Source organism: Pseudoalteromonas rubra, from assembly GCF_005886805.2.
Taxonomy (GTDB): domain Bacteria; phylum Pseudomonadota; class Gammaproteobacteria; order Enterobacterales; family Alteromonadaceae; genus Pseudoalteromonas; species Pseudoalteromonas rubra_D.
In genome coordinates, this window is sequence record NZ_CP045429.1 from 3,757,599 (window position 1) to 3,777,308 (window position 19,710).

At 48.2% G+C, this 19,710-nt stretch carries 21 protein-coding genes and 1 tRNA gene; 3 read left to right on the top strand and 19 right to left on the bottom strand.

Features of this window, described 5'->3' with window-relative positions; genetic code table 11:
- Nucleotides 1–15 precede the first annotated feature (15 nt).
- From CWC22_RS16075 to trmJ, 11 genes are all read right to left on the bottom strand, one after another.
- Nucleotides 16–1,089, bottom strand: a complete 1,074-nt coding sequence (locus CWC22_RS16075; protein ID WP_138538768.1) for a phosphotransferase enzyme family protein — start codon at nucleotides 1,087–1,089, stop codon at nucleotides 16–18.
- 43 nt (nucleotides 1,090–1,132) lie between these two features.
- Nucleotides 1,133–2,017 carry an NTP transferase domain-containing protein gene (locus tag CWC22_RS16080; RefSeq protein WP_138538737.1) on the bottom strand — a complete coding sequence of 295 codons (885 nt, stop codon included), beginning with the start codon at nucleotides 2,015–2,017 and terminating at the stop codon, nucleotides 1,133–1,135.
- A gap of 245 nt (nucleotides 2,018–2,262) precedes the next feature.
- A complete protein-coding gene (locus CWC22_RS16085) occupies nucleotides 2,263–3,693 on the bottom strand; it encodes an NAD-dependent succinate-semialdehyde dehydrogenase (protein ID WP_138538736.1) in 1,431 nt (476 codons plus the stop codon).
- Nucleotides 3,694–3,752: 59 nt separating this feature from the next.
- A complete protein-coding gene (gene fdx, locus CWC22_RS16090; RefSeq protein WP_010384025.1) occupies nucleotides 3,753–4,091 on the bottom strand; it encodes an ISC system 2Fe-2S type ferredoxin in 339 nt (112 codons plus the stop codon).
- Between the two features lies 1 nt (nucleotide 4,092).
- Nucleotides 4,093–5,955, bottom strand: coding sequence for a Fe-S protein assembly chaperone HscA (gene hscA / locus CWC22_RS16095; protein ID WP_138538735.1), 1,863 nt, complete (start codon nucleotides 5,953–5,955; stop codon nucleotides 4,093–4,095).
- Nucleotides 5,956–6,015: 60 nt separating this feature from the next.
- Nucleotides 6,016–6,540 carry a co-chaperone HscB gene (gene hscB / locus CWC22_RS16100; protein WP_138538734.1) on the bottom strand — a complete coding sequence of 175 codons (525 nt, stop codon included), beginning with the start codon at nucleotides 6,538–6,540 and terminating at the stop codon, nucleotides 6,016–6,018.
- 63 nt (nucleotides 6,541–6,603) lie between these two features.
- On the bottom strand, nucleotides 6,604–6,927 hold the full coding sequence (iscA, locus tag CWC22_RS16105; RefSeq protein WP_010384020.1) for an iron-sulfur cluster assembly protein IscA: 324 nt from the start codon (nucleotides 6,925–6,927) through the stop codon (nucleotides 6,604–6,606).
- Between the two features lie 9 nt (nucleotides 6,928–6,936).
- The gene (gene iscU, locus CWC22_RS16110) at nucleotides 6,937–7,320 is read right to left on the bottom strand and encodes a Fe-S cluster assembly scaffold IscU (protein WP_010384017.1); all 384 of its coding nucleotides are present in this window, start codon (nucleotides 7,318–7,320) and stop codon (nucleotides 6,937–6,939) included.
- 53 nt (nucleotides 7,321–7,373) lie between these two features.
- A complete protein-coding gene (locus tag CWC22_RS16115; RefSeq protein ID WP_010384016.1) occupies nucleotides 7,374–8,588 on the bottom strand; it encodes an IscS subfamily cysteine desulfurase in 1,215 nt (404 codons plus the stop codon).
- Between the two features lie 23 nt (nucleotides 8,589–8,611).
- Nucleotides 8,612–9,103 carry a Fe-S cluster assembly transcriptional regulator IscR gene (gene iscR, locus CWC22_RS16120; RefSeq protein WP_010384014.1) on the bottom strand — a complete coding sequence of 164 codons (492 nt, stop codon included), beginning with the start codon at nucleotides 9,101–9,103 and terminating at the stop codon, nucleotides 8,612–8,614.
- A 267-nt stretch (nucleotides 9,104–9,370) separates the two neighbouring features.
- Nucleotides 9,371–10,093, bottom strand: coding sequence for a tRNA (cytosine(32)/uridine(32)-2'-O)-methyltransferase TrmJ (gene trmJ / locus CWC22_RS16125; RefSeq protein WP_138538733.1), 723 nt, complete (start codon nucleotides 10,091–10,093; stop codon nucleotides 9,371–9,373).
- A 282-nt stretch (nucleotides 10,094–10,375) separates the two neighbouring features.
- On the opposite strand from trmJ, the gene suhB reads away from it, so the two are divergent.
- The gene (gene suhB, locus CWC22_RS16130) at nucleotides 10,376–11,179 is read left to right on the top strand and encodes an inositol-1-monophosphatase (RefSeq protein WP_125560737.1); all 804 of its coding nucleotides are present in this window, start codon (nucleotides 10,376–10,378) and stop codon (nucleotides 11,177–11,179) included.
- 231 nt (nucleotides 11,180–11,410) lie between these two features.
- Here suhB and CWC22_RS16135 read toward each other — a convergent pair whose 3' ends face one another.
- The 4 genes from CWC22_RS16135 to CWC22_RS16150 all read right to left on the bottom strand — a co-directional run bounded on the left by CWC22_RS16135 (nucleotide 11,411) and on the right by CWC22_RS16150 (nucleotide 14,488).
- On the bottom strand, nucleotides 11,411–12,586 hold the full coding sequence (locus CWC22_RS16135) for a mandelate racemase/muconate lactonizing enzyme family protein (protein WP_010384009.1): 1,176 nt from the start codon (nucleotides 12,584–12,586) through the stop codon (nucleotides 11,411–11,413).
- A gap of 8 nt (nucleotides 12,587–12,594) precedes the next feature.
- Nucleotides 12,595–13,362 (bottom strand): class II aldolase/adducin family protein, encoded by a 768-nt coding sequence (locus CWC22_RS16140; RefSeq protein ID WP_138538732.1) that lies wholly within the window; start codon nucleotides 13,360–13,362, stop codon nucleotides 12,595–12,597.
- 161 nt (nucleotides 13,363–13,523) lie between these two features.
- Nucleotides 13,524–13,844 (bottom strand): c-type cytochrome, encoded by a 321-nt coding sequence (locus tag CWC22_RS16145; protein ID WP_010384005.1) that lies wholly within the window; start codon nucleotides 13,842–13,844, stop codon nucleotides 13,524–13,526.
- Between the two features lie 101 nt (nucleotides 13,845–13,945).
- Nucleotides 13,946–14,488 carry a DUF2058 domain-containing protein gene (locus tag CWC22_RS16150; protein ID WP_138538731.1) on the bottom strand — a complete coding sequence of 181 codons (543 nt, stop codon included), beginning with the start codon at nucleotides 14,486–14,488 and terminating at the stop codon, nucleotides 13,946–13,948.
- A gap of 217 nt (nucleotides 14,489–14,705) precedes the next feature.
- Between CWC22_RS16150 and CWC22_RS16155 the strand changes: the two genes are divergently transcribed.
- A complete protein-coding gene (locus CWC22_RS16155; protein ID WP_138538730.1) occupies nucleotides 14,706–15,869 on the top strand; it encodes an MFS transporter in 1,164 nt (387 codons plus the stop codon).
- A 6-nt stretch (nucleotides 15,870–15,875) separates the two neighbouring features.
- Here the strand turns inward: CWC22_RS16155 and CWC22_RS16160 are convergent, their stop codons facing one another.
- Both CWC22_RS16160 and CWC22_RS16165 read right to left on the bottom strand, forming a co-directional pair.
- Entirely contained in the window at nucleotides 15,876–16,391 is a 516-nt protein-coding gene (locus tag CWC22_RS16160; RefSeq protein WP_171045089.1) for a prolyl-tRNA synthetase associated domain-containing protein, read from the bottom strand.
- The gene (locus tag CWC22_RS16165) at nucleotides 16,388–16,780 is read right to left on the bottom strand and encodes a hypothetical protein (RefSeq protein ID WP_125560747.1); all 393 of its coding nucleotides are present in this window, start codon (nucleotides 16,778–16,780) and stop codon (nucleotides 16,388–16,390) included. Before CWC22_RS16165 ends, CWC22_RS16160 begins: the two co-directional genes overlap by 4 nt.
- A gap of 128 nt (nucleotides 16,781–16,908) precedes the next feature.
- Here CWC22_RS16165 and CWC22_RS16170 point away from each other — a divergent pair.
- Nucleotides 16,909–16,984, top strand: a tRNA-Ala gene (locus CWC22_RS16170).
- A gap of 93 nt (nucleotides 16,985–17,077) precedes the next feature.
- Here the strand turns inward: CWC22_RS16170 and CWC22_RS16175 are convergent.
- Together CWC22_RS16175 and proB are read right to left on the bottom strand one after the other, a co-directional pair.
- Entirely contained in the window at nucleotides 17,078–18,325 is a 1,248-nt protein-coding gene (locus tag CWC22_RS16175) for a glutamate-5-semialdehyde dehydrogenase (protein WP_138538729.1), read from the bottom strand.
- A complete protein-coding gene (proB, locus tag CWC22_RS16180) occupies nucleotides 18,322–19,413 on the bottom strand; it encodes a glutamate 5-kinase (RefSeq protein ID WP_138538728.1) in 1,092 nt (363 codons plus the stop codon). Before proB ends, CWC22_RS16175 begins: the two co-directional genes overlap by 4 nt.
- Between the last annotated feature and the right edge of the window lie 297 nt (nucleotides 19,414–19,710).

Here is a 19,710-nt window from a genome sequence, read left to right on the forward strand (position 1 = left end):
GTGAATCTAAAACGATTACAATTCTGCAATAATGGCATTCAGTTGAGCTTCTTTTGCAACAATGTCCTGATAGAGCGCAAACTGGTTTTGCGCTCGTTGCAAGTTATGCTCTGAATGCTTAATGGCAAAGTAATTGTCACCATCGAGATAATCGGTCAAAAATCGCAAACCTATCATAAATGGCATAACTTTCGCGCCAAGTATAAAGCTGTGCTTTTCGGTGCCTGTTAGACTGTCCGACAGCGGCCCCTTATATCCTTTCACCAACGCCGCAAAGATTTCTTCACGTACACGTACATTTGCCAGGTTAGTGGAATCTTCCGCCTCAGGAGAGCAGAACGTTCTGACCATGTCACCGAAGTCATACAACCAGTAGCCAGGCATACACGTATCCAGATCTATCACAGCACGAGCTTCATTTGACTCCGAGCAAAACAACATATTATTGATCTTGGTATCATTATGGCAGGCTCTCAACGGTAATTGTGCTTCAGCGTCTGCCACTTCCTGAGCAAGTGAAAATTGTGCCCGGCAAAATGCAATTTCTTCCTGGCACGAGGCTGCGCGACCCAGAGGATCCTGTTCGAGTGTTTCTTCAAACTTCTCAATACGCATAGCAAGGTTGTGGAAATTCGGGATCACATGGTGCAGCTGAGTCGCATCGAAATCATCCAGTGCCGCAGCAAACTGACCAAATGCATTGGCCGCAATTTTTGCTTTTGCTTCACTGTCGACCACGTCTTCACTATAACTGCCACCAATGAATTCCAATGCACGCCACACTTCATCTTCAACATGAACGAGATACTCTCCCTCTATCGTCGGTACATGGCGAATAATGGCGAGTTCATAGCCACCGTCATTGGCTTTGCTTGCTAAGTGCTGCTCGATTTTTCTGGCATTGGTGACTAATTGCTCAGGCTCTGGAAAAACACAGGTATTGAGTTTTTGCACAACCAAAGCACGCTGCTTATTTTTCAGCAACATCGTTGTATTAATATGTCCATTACCGATCGGACGTAACGTAACAGATTCTCCCTGCAAGCCAAATTGCTGCGATAAGACCTCTGCAATTGCACGATTTTTCATTGTTACCTCATTGCCGCTCTCAATACGATGGCAGGTGATAGGTTCATCCGTGACGTAATTCATATAATAATCCTGAGACACTCTTTAATTCTTCTTTGTAGGTGATACCAAACCAGCGATCAGATGCACTATGCACCCTGACCTGAAGCAGACCTTGTTGAATACAACTTTGAATACAATCAGGCAAATAATACTCGCTTTTGACATCGCTGTCATAATTTTCTAGAAACAGGGAAAAGCCAATCTCTAGTTGCGTTAAGAGCGTCTGTGTAATGCCCCAACACGTCATTGAGGCCAGCGCGGTTTCTGGTAAAGCAGCACGCTTGCCATCTGGTGCTACCCCGGATAACACCTCATTATTATGTTGAATATCCAGATATTCAACGACTTCGAGCAACCTGCCTTTATGAGTTTGGCATATTCCGCGATTTACGCCACCTTGTTGTGACAAAGTATGCCCAAGCGGATAGCCAACAATAGCCATATCTTCTTGCGCCGGCTCAGCGAAATGACCTACAAGCTGCTTATAAGCATCTGGGCCGTAATAGTCATCCGCAGTAATCACAATCGCATCACCTGGTATCGCGGACTTTGCACACAATAACGCATGCCCGGTTCCCCACGGTTTTTCTCGCAATAACGCATTCCCGGCAAAACGCGGGGGCACGTTATCGACGGCTTGCTCAATTAAGTCGACTTGTAATCCGTCAGGTAACCGCGGCAAGATCTGTTGCTCTATCAAAGGGCGAACCTGATGGTTAATCACCAGCACAACATGACGCACACCGGCTGCATATGCGTCCTGAATGCTCAGCTCCATAATGGTACAATTGAAGTCAGGCAGTATCGCTATCTGCTTGTTACCACCAAACCGGGTACCCAAGCCTGCTGCCAGGACGACCAAAGTCGGGCTTCTCCTTTGGTACATAGATAATGTCCAGCCACTCAAAAATTAAACGGCTAGTGTACATAGCTTCGACATAAATTAAAAGCCGTTGTAAAAAGTGAGATAACAGGTACTTGATGGCTGTGTTGATTTTAGCCAAAAGAGTGGACAATAAGAAATTGATATAAATGAATAAATTTAATTTATTTTACGAATAAAGCTGAAGCTCTATTCGCATCATACTCACATCAGCATGGTAACAGTTCCATATAACGGAACAATTAATCTTAAAATTTCTGGCACAGATATTTACTTTCCAGGAACTCCTGTAAACCGTCTTTGGCCCCCTCTCTTCCCAACCCGGATTGCTTCACGCCTCCGAATGGCGCAACAGGGTTTGAAATCGCCCCTTCGTTGATCCCAACCATGCCATATTCAAGTGCCATAGACACCCGATGGATTTGCGACACATCCTGAGAATAAAAGTAAGCAGCCAGCCCTTCATTGACGCTATTTGCCTGACGCACCACGGTGTGCTCATCCGAGAACGCTATGATACTCACAACCGGTGCAAAAATTTCCTGATGATAAATATCCATCTCCTCAGTGATCCCCTGTAGCACAGTTGGAGCCATAAAATGGCCAACACAAGGTGCCCCCTGATAGATCTGTTTAGCACCTCGAGCGAGCGCATCATCAACCAATTGCTGTGCTTTGTCTTTGGCCTTGCGATTGATCAACGGGCCAATATCGGTGTCCGGCGCTAAGCCGTCACCAACAACCAACTGAGCAACTTCATCAACCAAGGTTGCTGTAAACGCTTCTTGGACATCGCGATGGACGAAAACTCGATTAGCCGCTACGCAGGTTTGCCCGCCGTTTCTGAATTTAGCCACCATCAAGCCCGCAACGGCTTCTCGCACGTCAGCGCTGGGAAAAACAATGAAAGGCGCATTCCCGCCAAGCTCCATTGACGTGCGTTTAACCGTATCCGCACTGAGCGCCAGCAGCTTTTTACCTACCGCAGTCGACCCCGTAAAGGTCAGCTTTCGCACCTCTGGACTTGCCAACAAAGGAGCAACCAACGTCTCTGCATCGTCTGTCACCAGAACCTGAAATGCCGCGCTTTCAAATCCCGCCTCCAACGCCAGCTTTGCCAGAGCAATGGCACTCAACGGGGTTTCTTCAGAAGGTTTTAGAATAAATGGACAACCCGCAGCATAAGCCGGTGCCACCTTACGCGTGATCATAGCCAGGGGAAAGTTCCAGGGTGTGATCCCCAGTACGACACCGATCGGTTGTTTAATGGTTGCAAGTTGGTGATGAGGACTATGTGATGGGATCACCTCACCATAAGCGCGCCGAGCTTCCTCAGCAAACCACTGAACAAACCCTGCGGCATATCTGACTTCTGCGACGGCCTCTTTGAGCGGTTTACCCTGCTCTTTGCTCATCAGCTCTGCAAGCGCAGCTTCATTATCTAAAATAAGCTGATACCAGCGTTCCAGGACCGCTGCGCGCTGTTGTGACGTGCGCTGCTTAAGGGTGTCAAAACAGGCCTGCGCTGCATTCAGCGCTTGCTCGGCCGCTGACTGATCTGCTATTGAAACCGTAGCAATGGGCAATTCATTTGCGGGGTTAACAACCGTTAACTGCCACGGTGATTGCCAGGGACTGCCATTAATCCAGCTATGCGCTTGTTCGGTGTTATGCGTCATACCTGCACTCCTTACATAACTGAACAGGGCCGCATAATGCGGCCCTGTGATAACAACGATTAGTGTTCTTCGTTGACAATATTAAGGTTGTACTTGGGTATTTCCACAACCAGATCTTCGTCGGCAATCACTGCCTGACAGCCCAGTCGGGACTCCGCTTCCAGACCCCAGGCCTTATCCAGCATGTCATCTTCCAGTTCATCACTCTCTTCAAGCGAATCAAACCCTTCACGAATAACCACGTGACAGGTCGTACAGGCACATGATTTCTCACAGGCATGAGGAATACTGATGCCATTTTTCAGCGCCACATCCAGTACCGTTTTGCCAGATTCAGCTTCAATGGCTGCGCCCTCCGGACAAAGCTCTTCGTGTGGTAAAAAGATAATCTGTGGCATATTACACCTCGTCTACCGACTGACCTTGCAGTGCGTGTTTAATTGATACATCCATACGGCGTGATGCAAACTCGCCGCTTGCCTCATCCACCTGTTCGATTGCCGCTTTGATCGCTTGTGGATCGGTGGCAGTTAGTCGTGCTTTATCAAGCTCAGCCATCGCAGCGCGTAATGCGCTCAGCTCTTGCTCATTAAGTAGGTTACTGTCGGTCGCCAACGACGCTTCCAGTGCTTCGAGTACACGCAATGCTTCAACCTGCTGCTCTTTAAGCATACGCGCCTGCATGTCTTCTTTGGCATTACTCATTGAATCTTTCAACATTTGTGCAACCTGATCGTCGCTCAGGCCGAACGACGGCTTTACCTGGATCTCAGCCTGTACTTCTGTTGATTTTTCCATGGCTGAAACGCTCAGCAGGCCATCCGCATCCACTTTAAATGTGACACGAATATGCGCTGCACCCGCTGCCATAGGGGGAATGCCTTTGAGGCTAAATTTAGCCAAAGAGCGACAGTCATCAACCAGCTCACGCTCACCCTGCAACACATGCAAAGACATGGCTGTCTGACCATCCTTAAACGTCGTAAACTCCTGCGCACGGGCAACCGGGATAGTGGTATTACGCGGAATGATCTTCTCAACCAGACCGCCCATGGTCTCAAGGCCTAGCGACAATGGCAAAACATCCAGTAATAGCATATCTGAATCGGGCTTGTTGCCCACCAGAATATCCGCCTGGATTGCCGCACCTAAGGCCACTACCCGATCTGGGTCAATGGAAGTTAAAGGCGGCTTAGTAAAGAAGGTTTCAACGGCATCGCGGATCACCGGCATGCGAGTTGAACCACCAACCATCACCACTTCCAATACTTCTTCTTTTTCAACGCCGGCATCTTTCAAGGCACGACGACATGAACGCAGAGTTTTCTTAACCAGGGCATCTGCCAATTCGGCAAACTGATCACGAGTAATGGTTACGGTGAATTCCTGTTCGCGAACAGGGAGTTTCACATTCACCGTTTCATAGCTGGTCAACGCTTCTTTGCAGGCCTTCGCTTTATTGATAAACAAACGTAGTTCTTTAGCGGAAAGATCCGTTAACCCGGTTTGCTGTTGAAAAACAGCGACCAAAAGCGCATCAAAGTCATCACCACCCAGGCTTGAATCACCACCCGTTGCCAGTACTTCGAAGACCCCTTTGTTCAGACGCAGAATAGAAATATCAAAGGTACCACCACCCAAGTCATAAACCGCAATGATCCCTTCCTGACCTGAGTCCAGACCATACGCCACTGCCGCAGCAGTAGGCTCATTAAGCAAACGCAGTACTTTCAGACCTGCAATTTCAGCGGCATCTTTGGTGCTCTGGCGCTGCGCATCATCGAAGTAGGCAGGCACAGTGATCACTGCACCCATCACGTCTTCTCCAGCGAAACTCTCAACGGCGCGCTGATGAAGTGATTTTAGTATCTCGGCCGATGCCTGCACCGGGCTGATTGGCCCTGCACTAGTTTGAACCGCCAGGCTGCCCTGATGCTCAACAAAGGTGTAAGGCAACTGACCATAACTACTGGTTATGTCTTGCGCCGTTTTACCCAAAAAGCGTTTCACTGAAATCAGGGTGTTTTCCGGGTCCAGTGCAGCTTCCTGCTGTGCCGTCTTGCCGACGCTGATCTGCTCATCATGATAACGAACGACCGATGGCAACATCGCATCGCCATTGAAGTCACTAAGGGTCCTGGCCTCGCCACTTTGAACCGTAGCAACCAAAGAGTTGGTGGTGCCCAGGTCGATCCCGATGGCCAGTTTATGTTCATGAGGTGCCGCGCTCTGCCCCGGCTCAGCAATTTGCAATAATGCCATAATGCTCTTTCACTTTGGTGAAGCTGGTTGTCGCTGTACTATGCAGCAACAACGCATGAATCAGTCGAATAGGCTGTCTTCTATCCGAGATAGCTCGTCTTTCAACTTATAAACAAACTTGAGTTTGCGAATGTGATCCGCCGCGCGCTGCAAAGCCGCTTCGTCTTGACTAACCAACAGCTCACCCAGACCAGCACTGTATTGCCGCTCCAATTGTCTGGCCTGCGCTTCAAAGGATTCGATTTCTGCTTCTGGATCGGTACTGTGTGCTATGTCTTCCAGTGCCTCGCGCAGCTCCATTTGCTGCATCAAAAACGCCGGATCTTGCAAGGTTTGTTGCTCAGCACGTATATCAACACCACGCTCGCTCAACATGTACTCAGCGCGCTTTACTGGGTGTTTCAATACCGCCAGGGCATCATTGATCTCAGCCGTTTTTTGCACCGCCAACAGTTTTTCTCGCTCACCCAGATGGGCAAACTTATCGGGGTGAACGGCGCGTTGCAGATCCAAATAACGCTGGTTTAAAGCTGCCAGGTCAACCTGATAGCTGACCGGTAAATCGAATAAGTCAAAATATCGCATACGCATCCAATACAGCAAAGCCCTACCAAGGCAGGGCTTTAGAGTTGTTAGTCACAAAAGAGATTATACGGTGAAACTTTCGCCGCAGCCACACTCGTCCTTTTGATTCGGGTTAATGAACTTAAACCCTTCGTTCAAACCTTCTTTCGTGTAGTCCAGCTCAGTGCCGTCGATATAAACCAGACTCTTAGCATCGACGATGATTTTGACGCCCCTTTCTTCAAAAACTTCATCGCCTTCGTCCAGTTCATCCACAAACTCAAGTACATAGGCAAGACCTGAACAGCCGGTCGTTTTAATGCCGACTCTCAGCCCGATGCCTTTACCTCGGTTGGCCAAAAAAGTCTGTACTCGGCCTGCTGCCGACTCTGTCAGTGTCACTGCCATAGTTATCTCTTACTTCGCCTGTTTACTCTTGTAGTCTGCAATTGCAGCCTGAATTGCATCTTCTGCCAGAATTGAGCAGTGGATCTTCACTGGCGGCAACTCTAACTCAGCACTGATGTCGGTGTTCTTGATTTCACCTGCTTCATCAAGTGTCTTGCCTTTCACCCACTCAGTAACCAGCGATGATGATGCGATAGCACTACCACAGCCGTAGGTTTTGAACTTTGCATCTTCGATGATGCCTTCACCTGATACTTTGATCTGTAGCTTCATCACGTCGCCACATGCCGGCGCGCCAACCATACCCGTTGCGACACTCGGATCGTTCTTGTCTAATGAACCAACGTTACGTGGGTTTTCCACGTGATCAATTACTTTGTTACTGTACGCCATAATTCTTTCCTCACTACCTGCCTATAGTATTAACTTGCTATACACGGATTTGCTTAATGGTGTGCCCATTCAACTGCATCTAAGTCAACGCCATCTTTGAACATTTCCCACAGCGGTGACATCTCACGCAAACGACCAATCGAGTCTTTGATGAGCTTAACGGTATAATCGATTTCTTCTTCAGTGGTAAAACGGCCGATGCTGAAGCGGATTGAACTGTGTGCCAGTTCATCGTTGCGACCCAGTGCGCGCAACACGTAAGACGGCTCCAGGCTCGCTGATGTACATGCAGAACCCGATGATACGGCAATGTCTTTAACCGCCATCAGCAATGACTCACCTTCAACAAAGTTGAAGCTCAGGTTGACAATACCTGGCACTGATTGGTCAATAGCACCATTGAAATACACTTCTTCCATATCCATCACGCCGTCCAGCAAACGCTTACGCAGCGTACTGATGTGGGCATGATCTTTTTCGAAATCTTCTTTGGCAACACGGAAAGCCGAGCCCATGCCCACGATTTGGTGGGTTGCCAGTGTACCTGAGCGCATACCACGCTCATGACCACCACCGTGCATTTGCGCTTCTAAACGTGCACGCGGTTTACGACGTACATACAGTGCGCCAATCCCTTTAGGGCCATACACTTTGTGGCCAGAGAAAGACATAAAGTCGACTTTCAGCTGTTGCAGGTCGATCTGTACTTTACCGGCACTTTGCGCAGCATCAACATGGAACATAATTTTGCGCTCGCGGCACATCTCACCGATGGTGGCGATATCCTGAATCACACCCAGCTCGTTGTTAACATGCATAATGCTGATCAGAATGGTGTCTTCGCGAATTGCGGCTTCCAGCTTTTTCAGATCCAGTAAACCATTTTCTTCGACTTCCATATACGTGACTTCGAAGCCTTGACGCTCTAATTCACGACAAGTGTCCAGCACTGCTTTGTGCTCGGTTTTCACGGTAATTACGTGCTTACCTTTCTTTTGATAGAAGTTAGCCGCACCTTTGATTGCCAGGTTGTTTGATTCGGTGGCCCCTGAAGTGAAAACAATTTCACGCGGATCAGCGTTGATTAAATCAGCGATATCGTTACGCGCCTGGTCAATCAGCTCTTCTGCCTGCCACCCAAAACGGTGCGAACGTGAGGCTGGATTACCAAAATTACCATCCATAGTCAGGCACTGCATCATCTCGTCTGCAACACGCTGATCAACCGGAGTGGTCGCTGCATAATCTAAATATATCGGTAATTTCATTTCTTTCTCCGCTAGACGCCAGTTTACAGCTGGCAACTCACTTGAATATTCTCTAATTGCTTCATTGCACTGTTAACCCCATTATCCTGACGCGTTGCAACAGACTGCACGTCGGAATTAGCGACTAACTCGGCGAGGGAAATACTGTTTAAAAACTCTTCAATACGCATACTTAAGTCTGACCACAATGTATGAGTAAGACAGCGCATGCCGCTCTGGCAGCCGCCACCTTCTCCATGACATCGAGTCGCATCTACGGATTCATCGACCGCGGCGATCACATCGCCAACAGAAATAGTATGCGCGTCGCGGCCCAGCAAATAGCCGCCACCCGGTCCGCGAACAGAGCTCACTAAGCCATGTTTACGCAAACGGGCAAATAATTGTTCCAGGTATGACAGAGATATTTCCTGACGTTCGGAAATATCCGCCAGAGGCACGGGCCCAATATTTGCGTGTAGTGCGACGTCCAGCATCGCTGTCACTGCATATCTGCCTTTTGAAGTCAGTTTCATGCGTGCCCCCAGAAAAGTTATCAAGGCGCAAATTGTAATTACCTGACTAAGATAGTCAAGTATTAACCAACAACCAATCGCCCTGTGCTATGCGGATAACACGTAGGTAGGTACTTACCTAGTGTGTTCAATCTGCGCTCATCATAATACCCGACTAATTTCCTCAGGTATTATGGACATTGTAATTACCTGAGTATTTTAGTCAAGTATTTACGCATGAGATTATTGCAGCGCTTTGGTATATCTCATACCAAAACGCTAACCCCATCATTTTATTGATTTATTTATTGAGCTTAAAATACCGCGTAGGATGTTGAGCTCCTGATCTTCGGGACGAGCACGGTTAAACAGGCGTTTTAGCTTGGTCATGACCATGCCTGGGTGCTGCTTAATGATAAAACCGGTGTCGTTCAGAGTAGACTCTAGATGCTCATAGAACAGTTCCATTTGCTGAGAAGTGGGATACTGTAGGTCGTCCAGCTCAACAGGCTGCTCCTGGCGATCCAGATAAGTCATGCGGGTTTCATAAGCCAGTGTTTGCACCGCCATAGCCAGATTCAGTGAGCTGTACTCTGGGTTTGCCGGAATACACACGTGGTAATTACACAATTGCAACTCTTCGTTGGTAAGACCGCTGTTTTCACGACCAAACACCAATGCAACCGGGGTTTGCTCAGCACCATCTACCAGCTTTTGAGCACACTCACGCGGGCCAACCATAGGCCAGGATAAAGTACGAGAACGCGCACTGGTGCCTATGGTTAAGGCACAGTCAGCAATGGCGTCTTCGAGTTTCTCTACCTGAACCGCATTGCCCAGCACATCAGTTGCACCGGCCGCCAGCGCGCTGGCATGGCTGTCTACCTCGCACGCAGGATCCACCAAATAGAGTTTCGATAACCCCATGGTTTTCATTGCGCGTGCAACCGAGCCGATATTGCCTGAATGGGAGGTATTTACCAATACAATGCGAATGTCTTCTAATGCCATGTCTTATGCCTCAGGAAAAAATAATGGCGGAGTTTAGCACAAACGCGAATTCGCCAGATAGTAAAATCCGGACCAGACGCACCTGAATAGTAAAGAGCCAGCTCAAGTGAAAACCTCGGCACACCACCTACCTCACATAAACTGGCTGAATTTAAATCACTTTCTCAATTTGATTAAAAAAAGCACATCTTTTTTGACTAAGGGTTATTTACTTTGCAGCAAAAATCGCTAGAATACGCCGGCTCGAAATTTTTAGTTCTTTTACAATTCAAAGGTAATGCTATGCATCCAATGTTAAACATTGCGGTACGCGCTGCGCGTAACGCGGGTAAGGTGATTCTACGTGCTTGTGAAAACATGTCTCAGGTTGAGACTTCACAAAAAGGTTCAAACGACTTCGTAACAAACGTAGATAAAGAAGCGGAACTGGTTATCCGCGACACAATTTTGAAGGCCTACCCGGAGCATGCAATTGTCGGTGAAGAGCTTGGCCACACAGATGGCAAGCAAGCCGATTACCTTTGGGTTATTGACCCGCTTGATGGCACCACTAACTTCATCAAGGGCATTCCACACTTTGCTATTTCTATCGCGCTGAAAGTAAAAGGCCGCGTCGAACAAGCTGTTGTATACGATCCAATCCGTGATGAGCTGTTTACAGCGTCTCGCGGTCAGGGTGCACAATTGAACAGCAAACGTATTCGCGTTACTAAGAGTACTGAACTAGCAGGTTCTGTCCTGGCAACAGGCTTTCCGTTCAAACAAAAGCATCACCTGGACGCTTACACTGAAACCTTTAAAGCGCTGTTTATTCAAACCACTGATATCCGTCGCGCCGGTTCTGCGGCGTTGGACATGGCCTATGTTGCTGCGGGTCGTATCGACGGTTTCTACGAGATCGGTCTTAAGCCTTGGGATACAGCAGCGGGTGAACTACTGATTAAAGAAGCCGGTGGCATGCTGATGGACTTCGCTGGCGGTGCCAACTACAACAACAGCGGTAACATTGTGTGTGGTGCCCCTAAACTGTGCCAGGCAATTGTAAAAGAAATTCGTCCAGTACTGACTGAGTCACTACTTAAGTAAGCTGGACGCAAGAGTTATACCAATTTCACTTAATACCTGTTCAATTTGACGGAGCAAATATGACGCTAACTGTGTTAAAAATTTCTCATTTAGAACAACTAAATAGCAAAATTTTTGCCTAGTTATCGAACATATTTTCTCGCCTCAAAATAGAACACTTAATTAAGCAAATTGGTATTAAAAAACCCAAACATGTGTTTGGGTTTTTTTATATCTGACATTAAACCTGAGTTACTTAATTTCAACGCGGGCTGAGCGCATCACCACTTCATCATTCAGCTCAATGCCGATCCCTGGCGCTTCAGACACCTTAAACACGCCTTTTTCTGGCTGAGGATCCTGAAGACACAACTCACGGTTCCACTTCTTAATCGCATAAGTATGGTGCTCATGGATCAGGAAGTTAGGAATGGCCGTTTCCAGATGCAGTGAGGCAGCCGTTGCAACAGGTCCGCCACACACGTGCGCCTGAATGCGAATATCAAAAATATCGGCGTAATCACAGACCTTTTTGGTCTCGGTAAAGCCACCACATAAACCAATATCCGGCTGTAATACATCAATACTCTGATCTTCAAAATAAGGACGAACATCCCAGCGATTATACAAACGCTCACCACCGGCTATCGGTACCGCGGTTTTGTTGGCGACTTTAGCATGCAGTGAGTGGTTCAGATAATTGACCGGCTCTTCGTAATACATACAGTCAAATTCTTCTGCAATTTCTGCAATTTGAATTGCAGACGTGGCACCTGGCAAACTGTGGCATTCGAAAATGATATCCACTTCATCGCCCACGGCCTCGCGGATCGCCTGCATACGTGCCCGATACAGCTTCATTTCGCCGCGCGAGATCAATTTAGTGCGGTCGTAGTATGTATTGCCGTCTTTGTCGTACATGATAGGGTCGACTTTGACTGCATCATATCCTTCTGCCAGCGCTTTGTGTGCTGCCTCAGCATATTCGTGAGGCTGTACCAACGCTTTGAATTCACTGTCCCAGTCAAACTGCAATTGCGACGCGTAAGTACGCAGCTCATCATTCACTTTACCGCCCAGCAACTGATATACAGGTAGGTTCAATGCCTTACCTTTGATGTCCCACAAGGCAGTATCAATGGCACTCATGGCAGCATATACTACAGGTCCACCACCTAAGCCCCAGAAGCTCTCACGTAACATGCGAGCCCACAACATTTCGGTCTGAAATGGGTCATGGCCAATTAAAAACGCTTCTGCCATTTCTTTGATCATGGCTGCAGCGGCACTGTGTCCCAGGTCGTAGGCCAGGCCCGCTTCACCCACACCTGAAATACCTTCATCGGTGTGGATGCGAACAAAAACCGGGGTCCAGGCAGGTCTGTCCGGACAGTGAATATCAAACACTTCGACACGATTAACTTTCATTTTGACTCCTATTCGGCAAAGCCAGGATCCAGGCGGTATGCCTTTCTCAACATGGCGGGCCAGGCTAATTGGCCACCGGTGCTACCACTGTGCACCACTTTTGCCTGATTATAAATATTGTCCTGAATGGGCTGCGGCACTTCAATCGCCGAACGACCGGTCGCCTGGATCGCAACCTGGATCTCACAGGCACGTTGCAGATCATAGAAACGCATAAAGGCATCGCCGACCGTCGGCCCCACCGTTAAACCCCCATGGTTAACCAAGAGCATGTGGTTGGTAGTACCCAGATCATTCTGTAAGCGCGCTTTTTCAGCCTCATTCACGGCCAGGCCTTCATATTCGTGATAAGACAACGAAGGCAGCGAAAACATGCTGTGCTGACTAAGCGGCAACAGGCCCCCTTCCAGGCTCGCAACGGCAATGGTTTCTTTGGTATGCAGATGGATCACACAATGGGCATCTTCTCGTACTTCATGAATGGCACTGTGAATGGTAAAACCGGCCGGGTTTATTTCAAAAGGCGTGTCGTCCAGAATATTGCCTTGCAGGTCCACTTTCACCAGATTAGAAGCGGTAACCTCATCAAAACTCAGTCCAAATGCATTCACCAGATAGTGATCTGTGCCTGGTAAACGGGCAGACATGTGTGTATAGATCAGGTCGCCCCAACGAAAATGCTCAATAAGACGATAGCACGCCGCCAAATCAACACGCAGTCGCCACTCTTGCTCACTGACTTTGTCTTTAAGATTGAGTTTCGGCAATTCAAACATGGCTGTTCCTTTTGTTATAAAGCCCAATATAATTTGGATGTATAGAAGTCTAAAACACTCACCTCCGGGATGCAATGATTCAATCCGGGAGAAAGCATAATCGTCGATGTGGATCAAAAAACCACCGGCAAGCGGTGGTTTTTTTTAATGTTGCCAGCCTACTATAGTTTAGACAGGTAATCGGCAATGGCTTCCAGCTCTGCGTCAGACACGTTTGCAGTCATGGCTTTCATGGCTGCTGACATGCCATTGCTGCGCGCACCAGATTTGATGTCTTTCATCTGAGCCAGCAAATATTCTTTATTCTGGCCAGCCAGTTTAGGATATAAAGGCATGATAGGTGCTTTACCTTCTGCGCCATGACACGTCTGACACATCTTCGCCGTGTATAAAGCCTTACCATCGGCAGCACTGGCTGTACCGGCAGAAAGGGCAGCAACGGCCAGACCACTGGCTAACATTAATTGTTTCATCTTGCTCATATCTTTTCTCTTCTAATATAACGGATCAATTCAAGTGTAGTCTATGCCGCACTGTTATCCATACGCCAATGACGGTGAGCATATGGATGCAGCCAGGATACCTACCAAATCAGATCATCAGGCACTTCGAAGTCTGCATAAGGATCGTCTTCGTCCTTATCACTCTGATCATCTTCCACGTGGAAGACAATGTACTTTTCATCGACTTCCGCAATCTTACGAGCAGGTTCATCCTGTAACACGTAGAACTGGCCTTCAAGTACGCAAATTGCCAGTCGACCTTTCGCCAAGGCTTGCTGCGTCTGGGCATTCACGTCCAGCTCTTTCACTTTGCTGTCATAAGTAAAGTTGAAAGTCACATTGCCGCGAATCTCTTCCTGGTTATGGTGTTCCAGAATTTGCTTAACCCGGGCTACCTGTTCACGCTCTTTTAGCTCAGCCTGTTTAGCCTTATTCAGCTCTTCGGCTTTTTGCTGTTGTGCCTGTTTGGTTTGCTCAATGTGTTTTTGCAGATCACTGACGTCGCTGGTTGCACCTTTCTTTTTCTTTTTCTTCTGAGATTTGCGCTTTTCACTCTTCGCAATTTTCGCTTTGTGCTCGGTGGTCAGGCCCGCTTTCAAAAGTTGATCTTGTAGAGATCCCATAATGCCACTCCATAAATCTAGACTGACGCTATTTTAACGCAGTAGACGAATTTGACCACTGCTGCTGGCCGATACGGAAGAAAAATTTTATTAGCCAAAAATCTAGCAGAGTCTGAACTAAAAAATATGATTTACCGCAAGTTTTCTCTAATTGGCTTCGCAATTCCATTGTCTGACAGGCATAATTTGAGCGCTATTTGGTCATTGTGGATGCGTTATGTCTCTGCCGCACTTATTGTTGTGCTCCATCGCCATTTTTTGCGTTTTATACGCACCCCAGCCGTTGTTGTCGGTGTTTGCACACCAGTATCAGATAACACCAGCAAAATCTGGCATGCTCATGTCAGTAACTATGCTGCCACTGGCGATTGCCCCCATCTGCTACGGATTATTATTTACGAAACGTAATCCACTGAAGATCATTAAAGTGGTGATGCTACTGCTGGCACTGTGCTGCCTCGGGTTTGCGCTCAGCGGGCACTTTCAGTGGATGCTTGCAATACGCTTTGCTGAAGGGTTACTACTCCCGGCTGCGCTGACCGCCATGACGGGATACCTGGGACGCACCTACCAACACAGCCAGCTCAAACGCACGATGAGCTGGTACATTGGCAGCACCATAGTTGGCGGCTATCTGGGTCGTACACTGGCTGCCAACTTTGCCGTATGGTTCAATTGGCAAAGTTTTTATCTGCTTAATGCTGTGACGCTTGTGTTGTTGGCATGGTGGATCAAACCGGCGCGTGCTCAGGCGGTGAATAGTCAGGCAAATCATCCACTGGCTTATCTCAAGCCCTTAAAGCAGGAAAATCTGTTGAGCCTCTATGGCGCGGTATTTTGCATGTTTTTTTGCTTTGCGGCGCTGCTCAACTACCTGCCTTTCATTCTCAGCAATGACTATCAGGTAAGCGACCCTCGCCTGATTGGGTGGGTTTATACGGGATATCTGATCGGCGCGTGTTTGTCTCTGTCGACCCCACTACTGAGTAAGTTATCGACCTGTATGTGGCAGATCCTCAGTGGCCTGTTTGCTTTATACTGCCTGACCATTTTGGGCATGCTCTGGCATCACTTTTGGCTATTTCTAGTGCTGTTTACTGTGTTTTGCGCCTGCATGTTTATGATCCATGCCAATGCAGCCCCCCTGGCCAATCAACTCAGTAAAGCCGAAGCCACTGTAACCAATGGCGCCTACGTGTCTTTTTACTATTGTGGCGGCGCGCTGGGCTCTTATCTGCCAGGCATCATTTATCAGCGCTGGGGGCTGGTTTATTTCCTGCTAACGCTGCTGTTTGTGTGTAGCGGTGGTTTGCTGCTGGTGTGGCGGAATTATAGCCGAACACAGCCGAATAAAGCGGGCCTGGCACACAAATCGTCGTAGCCAGGGTCACACTGTCACGACCCGTTCTGGTACAGTCAGCCACACAGGTTGATGACCAGTATGCTGCCAGAAACGCGTTAGATCAGCTAAAGACAGCACCCAGGTCTTGTCATTTTCGAAAGGGTGGCATTGCCACAGTACCGCGTCACTCAGTGCCTCATCCAGCCATAACTGGACGTGTTGCTCTGGGTCATTGGCAACCGCCAGCGCAGAGACACAGCCTGGTTTTATCCCTAAATACTGCTGAAGCCGACTATCAGAAGCAAACCCAAGCCGGGATAAATCTTGTTGTTTGGACAAAGCCTTGAGGTCAATTTGTTTATCTGCTGTGGTGATCAACAAAATATGTTGTCGGCCATAATTGTCGCGTAAAAAGAGGTTTTTCAAGCGTGTGCCGGTGCGTTCAAGTGCCAACTTGTCAGCATCCTGACAGGTTGCCAAAGGGGGATGCCGATAAGCCTGATAAATGATGTCCAACTTATGAAGCAACGCCGCCAATTGAGAGACTGTCAGCGTACTCATTGACAAATACCACGTAACTGCACGCTGCGGTCGCGCCAAAACACCTGCTCTATCTTGTAGCCGGACTCACAGTAATGGGCATCACTGAGTGCTTTTTTAAGCCTGACAACGGCTTCGTCTTCCAATTTGAGTTTCATCTCAGACGAGTCTTCGACCCTTTGCTGATCCGCAAAGCGTTTTAAGTCGCGCCGGGATACCGGCTTACTGGTATCCAAATTCATTTGTGGAGTGGCTTTAACCGTGACGACAAACGCAAACTCGTCCTGCCCTTTCGCATTAACGCGTTGATGTAGTTGTTGACTTTCGACTTCCAGAAGTGGCACCTCCGGTTTACTGCTACAAGCACTGAGCAGCAATACGGCACCAAGCAGTAGACTCGCACGTATCATAAATTTCTCTGTATTTTTTGCCCAGTGTATCAAAGCAACGCAGTTATTTGGCAAGTTTTTTATGACCAAGACTTGACGCTGAGTAGCGAAATGTTTTAAATTCTCACCGTCAAATCGACACCGGAAGTGGGGCTATAGCTCAGCTGGGAGAGCGCCTGCCTTGCACGCAGGAGGTCAGCAGTTCGATCCTGCTTAGCTCCACCACTTTCCGCCTTTCTTTTATACCTCTTTATCCATAATCTGGTTGTTATCAGCGCATTAAACTATGTAGTGGGTCATCCTTGCCCCCATAAAAAATCAACTTCTGATCTGGCCGTCGCCATTCACCAGGTATTTTTCAGTCGTCAAAGATTCCAGCCCCATCGGACCGTAAGCATGCAACTTGGTTGTTGCGATACCAATTTCTGCGCCCAACCCAAGCTGACCACCATCACTGAACCGTGATGAAGCATTCACCATGACTACCGAAGCATCAACGCTGCGCTGAAACAAGTCCGCAGTCTGCATATCCTGCGTACAGATCACTTCGGTGTGATGACTGCCAAAACGATCAATGTGTGCCACAGCCGCCTTGAAATCAGCCACTTGTTTAATGGCAATCTCCAGGCTCAGGTACTCTTCACCAAACTCATCATCCGCTAACACTGTAGCATTGTCGAAGTAGCCGGCACTCGCCTGATCGGCATTGATCTTAACACCGCGCTGCTGCAAAGCCTCTGCGGCTTGTGGTAAAAACTGCTCAGCAATGTCCTGATGGACAATCAGCCCTTCAAGTGCGTTACATACGCCTGTGCGTTGGGTTTTACCGTTAAGTAGCAACTGCAGCGCCTTATCAAGATCCGCATCCTTATCGACATACAGATGACATACCCCTTTAAAATGCTGGATCACCGGCACGGTACTATTTTGGGTCACAAACTGGATCAGGCCTTCACCACCGCGCGGGATGATCAGATCAATGTAGTCTTTTTGCTGCATTAGCTCCATCATCAGGCTACGGTCCGGATCGGGGATCACGCTAATCAAAGCCTTAGGCAGATCATGGGCTTCCAGCACGGTATGTAGCACAGAGGCAATTTCAAGCGAGCTTTGCAGTGCCTCTTTACCGCCGCGCAGGATCACCCCATTACCCGATTTAAAGCATAACGCACCAGCATCTGCTGTCACATTTGGGCGAGCTTCATAAATCATACAGACGACCCCCAGAGGCACCCGCATTTTTCGGATCTCAATGCCATTGGGTCGTGAGCCTAGATCACGCACTGTACCAACCGGATCGGGTAATTCGATAATGGTTTCAATTCCCTGTGCCATATCTTCAATGCGCTCTGGCGTGAGTGTCAGGCGATCAACCATCGCAGCGGGCAACTGATTATCACGTGCCGCTGCCAGATCCCGTTGGTTAGCATCAATGATTGCATCCATATTGGCTCTGAGCGCGCCTGCCATACCACGCAATACCGCGTCTTTTTGGGTGCTGGATAAAAGCGCCAGAGTTTTTGCCGCCTGTGCGGCATTATGTGCAATGTCTGTAATTAAGCTCATGAATTTCTTTCCTCAAATACGGCAATATCATTTTGTGAGATAACAGGCCCGATACTATTTTGAACCTGTTCGGTCACTATATCTTTATCCTGCTGGGCAATAAAATTAAGCAAACAGCTACTATAATTACAGCTTGCTTTTGCCAACTTCTGTCCATCTTCGCTCCTGACCAGTACGGTTTCACCTGCTGAAAAATCACCATTGACGGCAACGATGTCATCACAGCTCAATGCGTCAAACTGGCCAGCTTCAACAATCAACTCCCCCTGCTCTGACGCGGTGTGTGTCATCCAGTGCAGCGCTTCATGCATAGGTGTGTCATAAGGCAGAAAACGTGTTCCTGGGTTAGCACCATTAAGCAATTCAGTGAAGGTATCTTCGTTAAACCCGTTCACGATATAAGTCACAATACCATGAGAGGTGGCTTTTTCCGCCGCTTGTAACTTAGTTTTCATGCCTCCGGTGCCAACACTGCTGGTCGGGCCGCCCGTCATTGCATAAATCTCTGGGGTGAGTTCACCCACCGTATCTAACAACCTGGCATCCGCGTTTTTATTCGGGTCTTTGTCATACAAGCCATTCACATCTGAACAGATGATCAGGCAATCTGCGTCCGCTGCTGCCGCAACCATCGCTGACAAGTTGTCGTTATCACCAACCTTTAGCGCATCCGTTGTCACCGCATCATTCTCGTTGATAATAGGCAGGATCCCTTGCTCCAGTAAAGTGAACAATGTTTCACGAATACTGTTGTATCGATCGCGGTCTCGTAAATCACCATGGGTTAGCAATAACTGAGCTGAAGGAAAGTCAAAAAAACGCTCCCAAGTCGAGATCATTTCGGTCTGCCCTGCCGCTGCCATGGCCTTTTTTACCGCTACCGAACTTTTATCTTTGTTCTTAAACAAGTGCGACCCTGCGGCCACGGCGCCGGATGACACCAGTAGCACCTCTTTGCCTTTGGCACGGCACTGTACAATGAACTGAGCAATGTTCAGCAGGTAGCGAGAACGACAGCCATCCTGCTCTGGCGCAATTAACGCACTGCCGATTTTTATCACGATGCGTTGAGATGTTTCGATTGACATGTTTTTTCCGTTTTACCTTTTATCCTCATGCGCGCAGCACCTTGATTGATACTACAACACGCCTTAGTCAGCTTACGCGACCACAAAAGATAAGATAACAACGGCTTCGAAATACCCGCTCACACGAATACAACACGTATTTCGAAACGACATACAACCAGACCCCTAACAAGCATGCACTGAATAATTCAGAACTGGCAAGCAACTGTGGCTGCGAAAACTAAGAAAGATTGATTGTGACCAAAGAGCCTTGCTCCGCTGGTCGAGCCGTTTTTTGCAGGCTCACCATGGTTTGGT

Bases quoted from the DNA above. Each gene is read 5' to 3' on its own strand.
- CWC22_RS16175 (WP_138538729.1), bottom strand. From the start codon at position 18,325: ATGAGCTTAATTACAGACATTGCACATAATGCCGCACAGGCGGCAAAA.
- trmJ (WP_138538733.1), bottom strand. From the start codon at position 10,093: ATGGCATTAGAAGACATTCGCATTGTATTGGTAAATACCTCCCATTCA.
- hscA (WP_138538735.1), bottom strand. From the start codon at position 5,955: ATGGCATTATTGCAAATTGCTGAGCCGGGGCAGAGCGCGGCACCTCAT.
- CWC22_RS16165 (WP_125560747.1), bottom strand. From the start codon at position 16,780: ATGATACGTGCGAGTCTACTGCTTGGTGCCGTATTGCTGCTCAGTGCT.
- CWC22_RS16115 (WP_010384016.1), bottom strand. From the start codon at position 8,588: ATGAAATTACCGATATATTTAGATTATGCAGCGACCACTCCGGTTGAT.
- iscR (WP_010384014.1), bottom strand. From the start codon at position 9,103: ATGAAACTGACTTCAAAAGGCAGATATGCAGTGACAGCGATGCTGGAC.
- hscB (WP_138538734.1), bottom strand. From the start codon at position 6,540: ATGCGATATTTTGACTTATTCGATTTACCGGTCAGCTATCAGGTTGAC.
- CWC22_RS16140 (WP_138538732.1), bottom strand. From the start codon at position 13,362: ATGTTTGAATTGCCGAAACTCAATCTTAAAGACAAAGTCAGTGAGCAA.
- CWC22_RS16155 (WP_138538730.1), top strand. From the start codon at position 14,706: ATGTCTCTGCCGCACTTATTGTTGTGCTCCATCGCCATTTTTTGCGTT.
- fdx (WP_010384025.1), bottom strand. From the start codon at position 4,091: ATGCCACAGATTATCTTTTTACCACACGAAGAGCTTTGTCCGGAGGGC.
- CWC22_RS16080 (WP_138538737.1), bottom strand. From the start codon at position 2,017: ATGTACCAAAGGAGAAGCCCGACTTTGGTCGTCCTGGCAGCAGGCTTG.
- proB (WP_138538728.1), bottom strand. From the start codon at position 19,413: ATGTCAATCGAAACATCTCAACGCATCGTGATAAAAATCGGCAGTGCG.
- CWC22_RS16075 (WP_138538768.1), bottom strand. From the start codon at position 1,089: ATGAAAAATCGTGCAATTGCAGAGGTCTTATCGCAGCAATTTGGCTTG.
- CWC22_RS16135 (WP_010384009.1), bottom strand. From the start codon at position 12,586: ATGAAAGTTAATCGTGTCGAAGTGTTTGATATTCACTGTCCGGACAGA.
- iscU (WP_010384017.1), bottom strand. From the start codon at position 7,320: ATGGCGTACAGTAACAAAGTAATTGATCACGTGGAAAACCCACGTAAC.
- CWC22_RS16085 (WP_138538736.1), bottom strand. From the start codon at position 3,693: ATGACGCATAACACCGAACAAGCGCATAGCTGGATTAATGGCAGTCCC.
- CWC22_RS16145 (WP_010384005.1), bottom strand. From the start codon at position 13,844: ATGAGCAAGATGAAACAATTAATGTTAGCCAGTGGTCTGGCCGTTGCT.
- iscA (WP_010384020.1), bottom strand. From the start codon at position 6,927: ATGGCAGTGACACTGACAGAGTCGGCAGCAGGCCGAGTACAGACTTTT.
- CWC22_RS16150 (WP_138538731.1), bottom strand. From the start codon at position 14,488: ATGGGATCTCTACAAGATCAACTTTTGAAAGCGGGCCTGACCACCGAG.
- suhB (WP_125560737.1), top strand. From the start codon at position 10,376: ATGCATCCAATGTTAAACATTGCGGTACGCGCTGCGCGTAACGCGGGT.
- CWC22_RS16160 (WP_171045089.1), bottom strand. From the start codon at position 16,391: ATGAGTACGCTGACAGTCTCTCAATTGGCGGCGTTGCTTCATAAGTTG.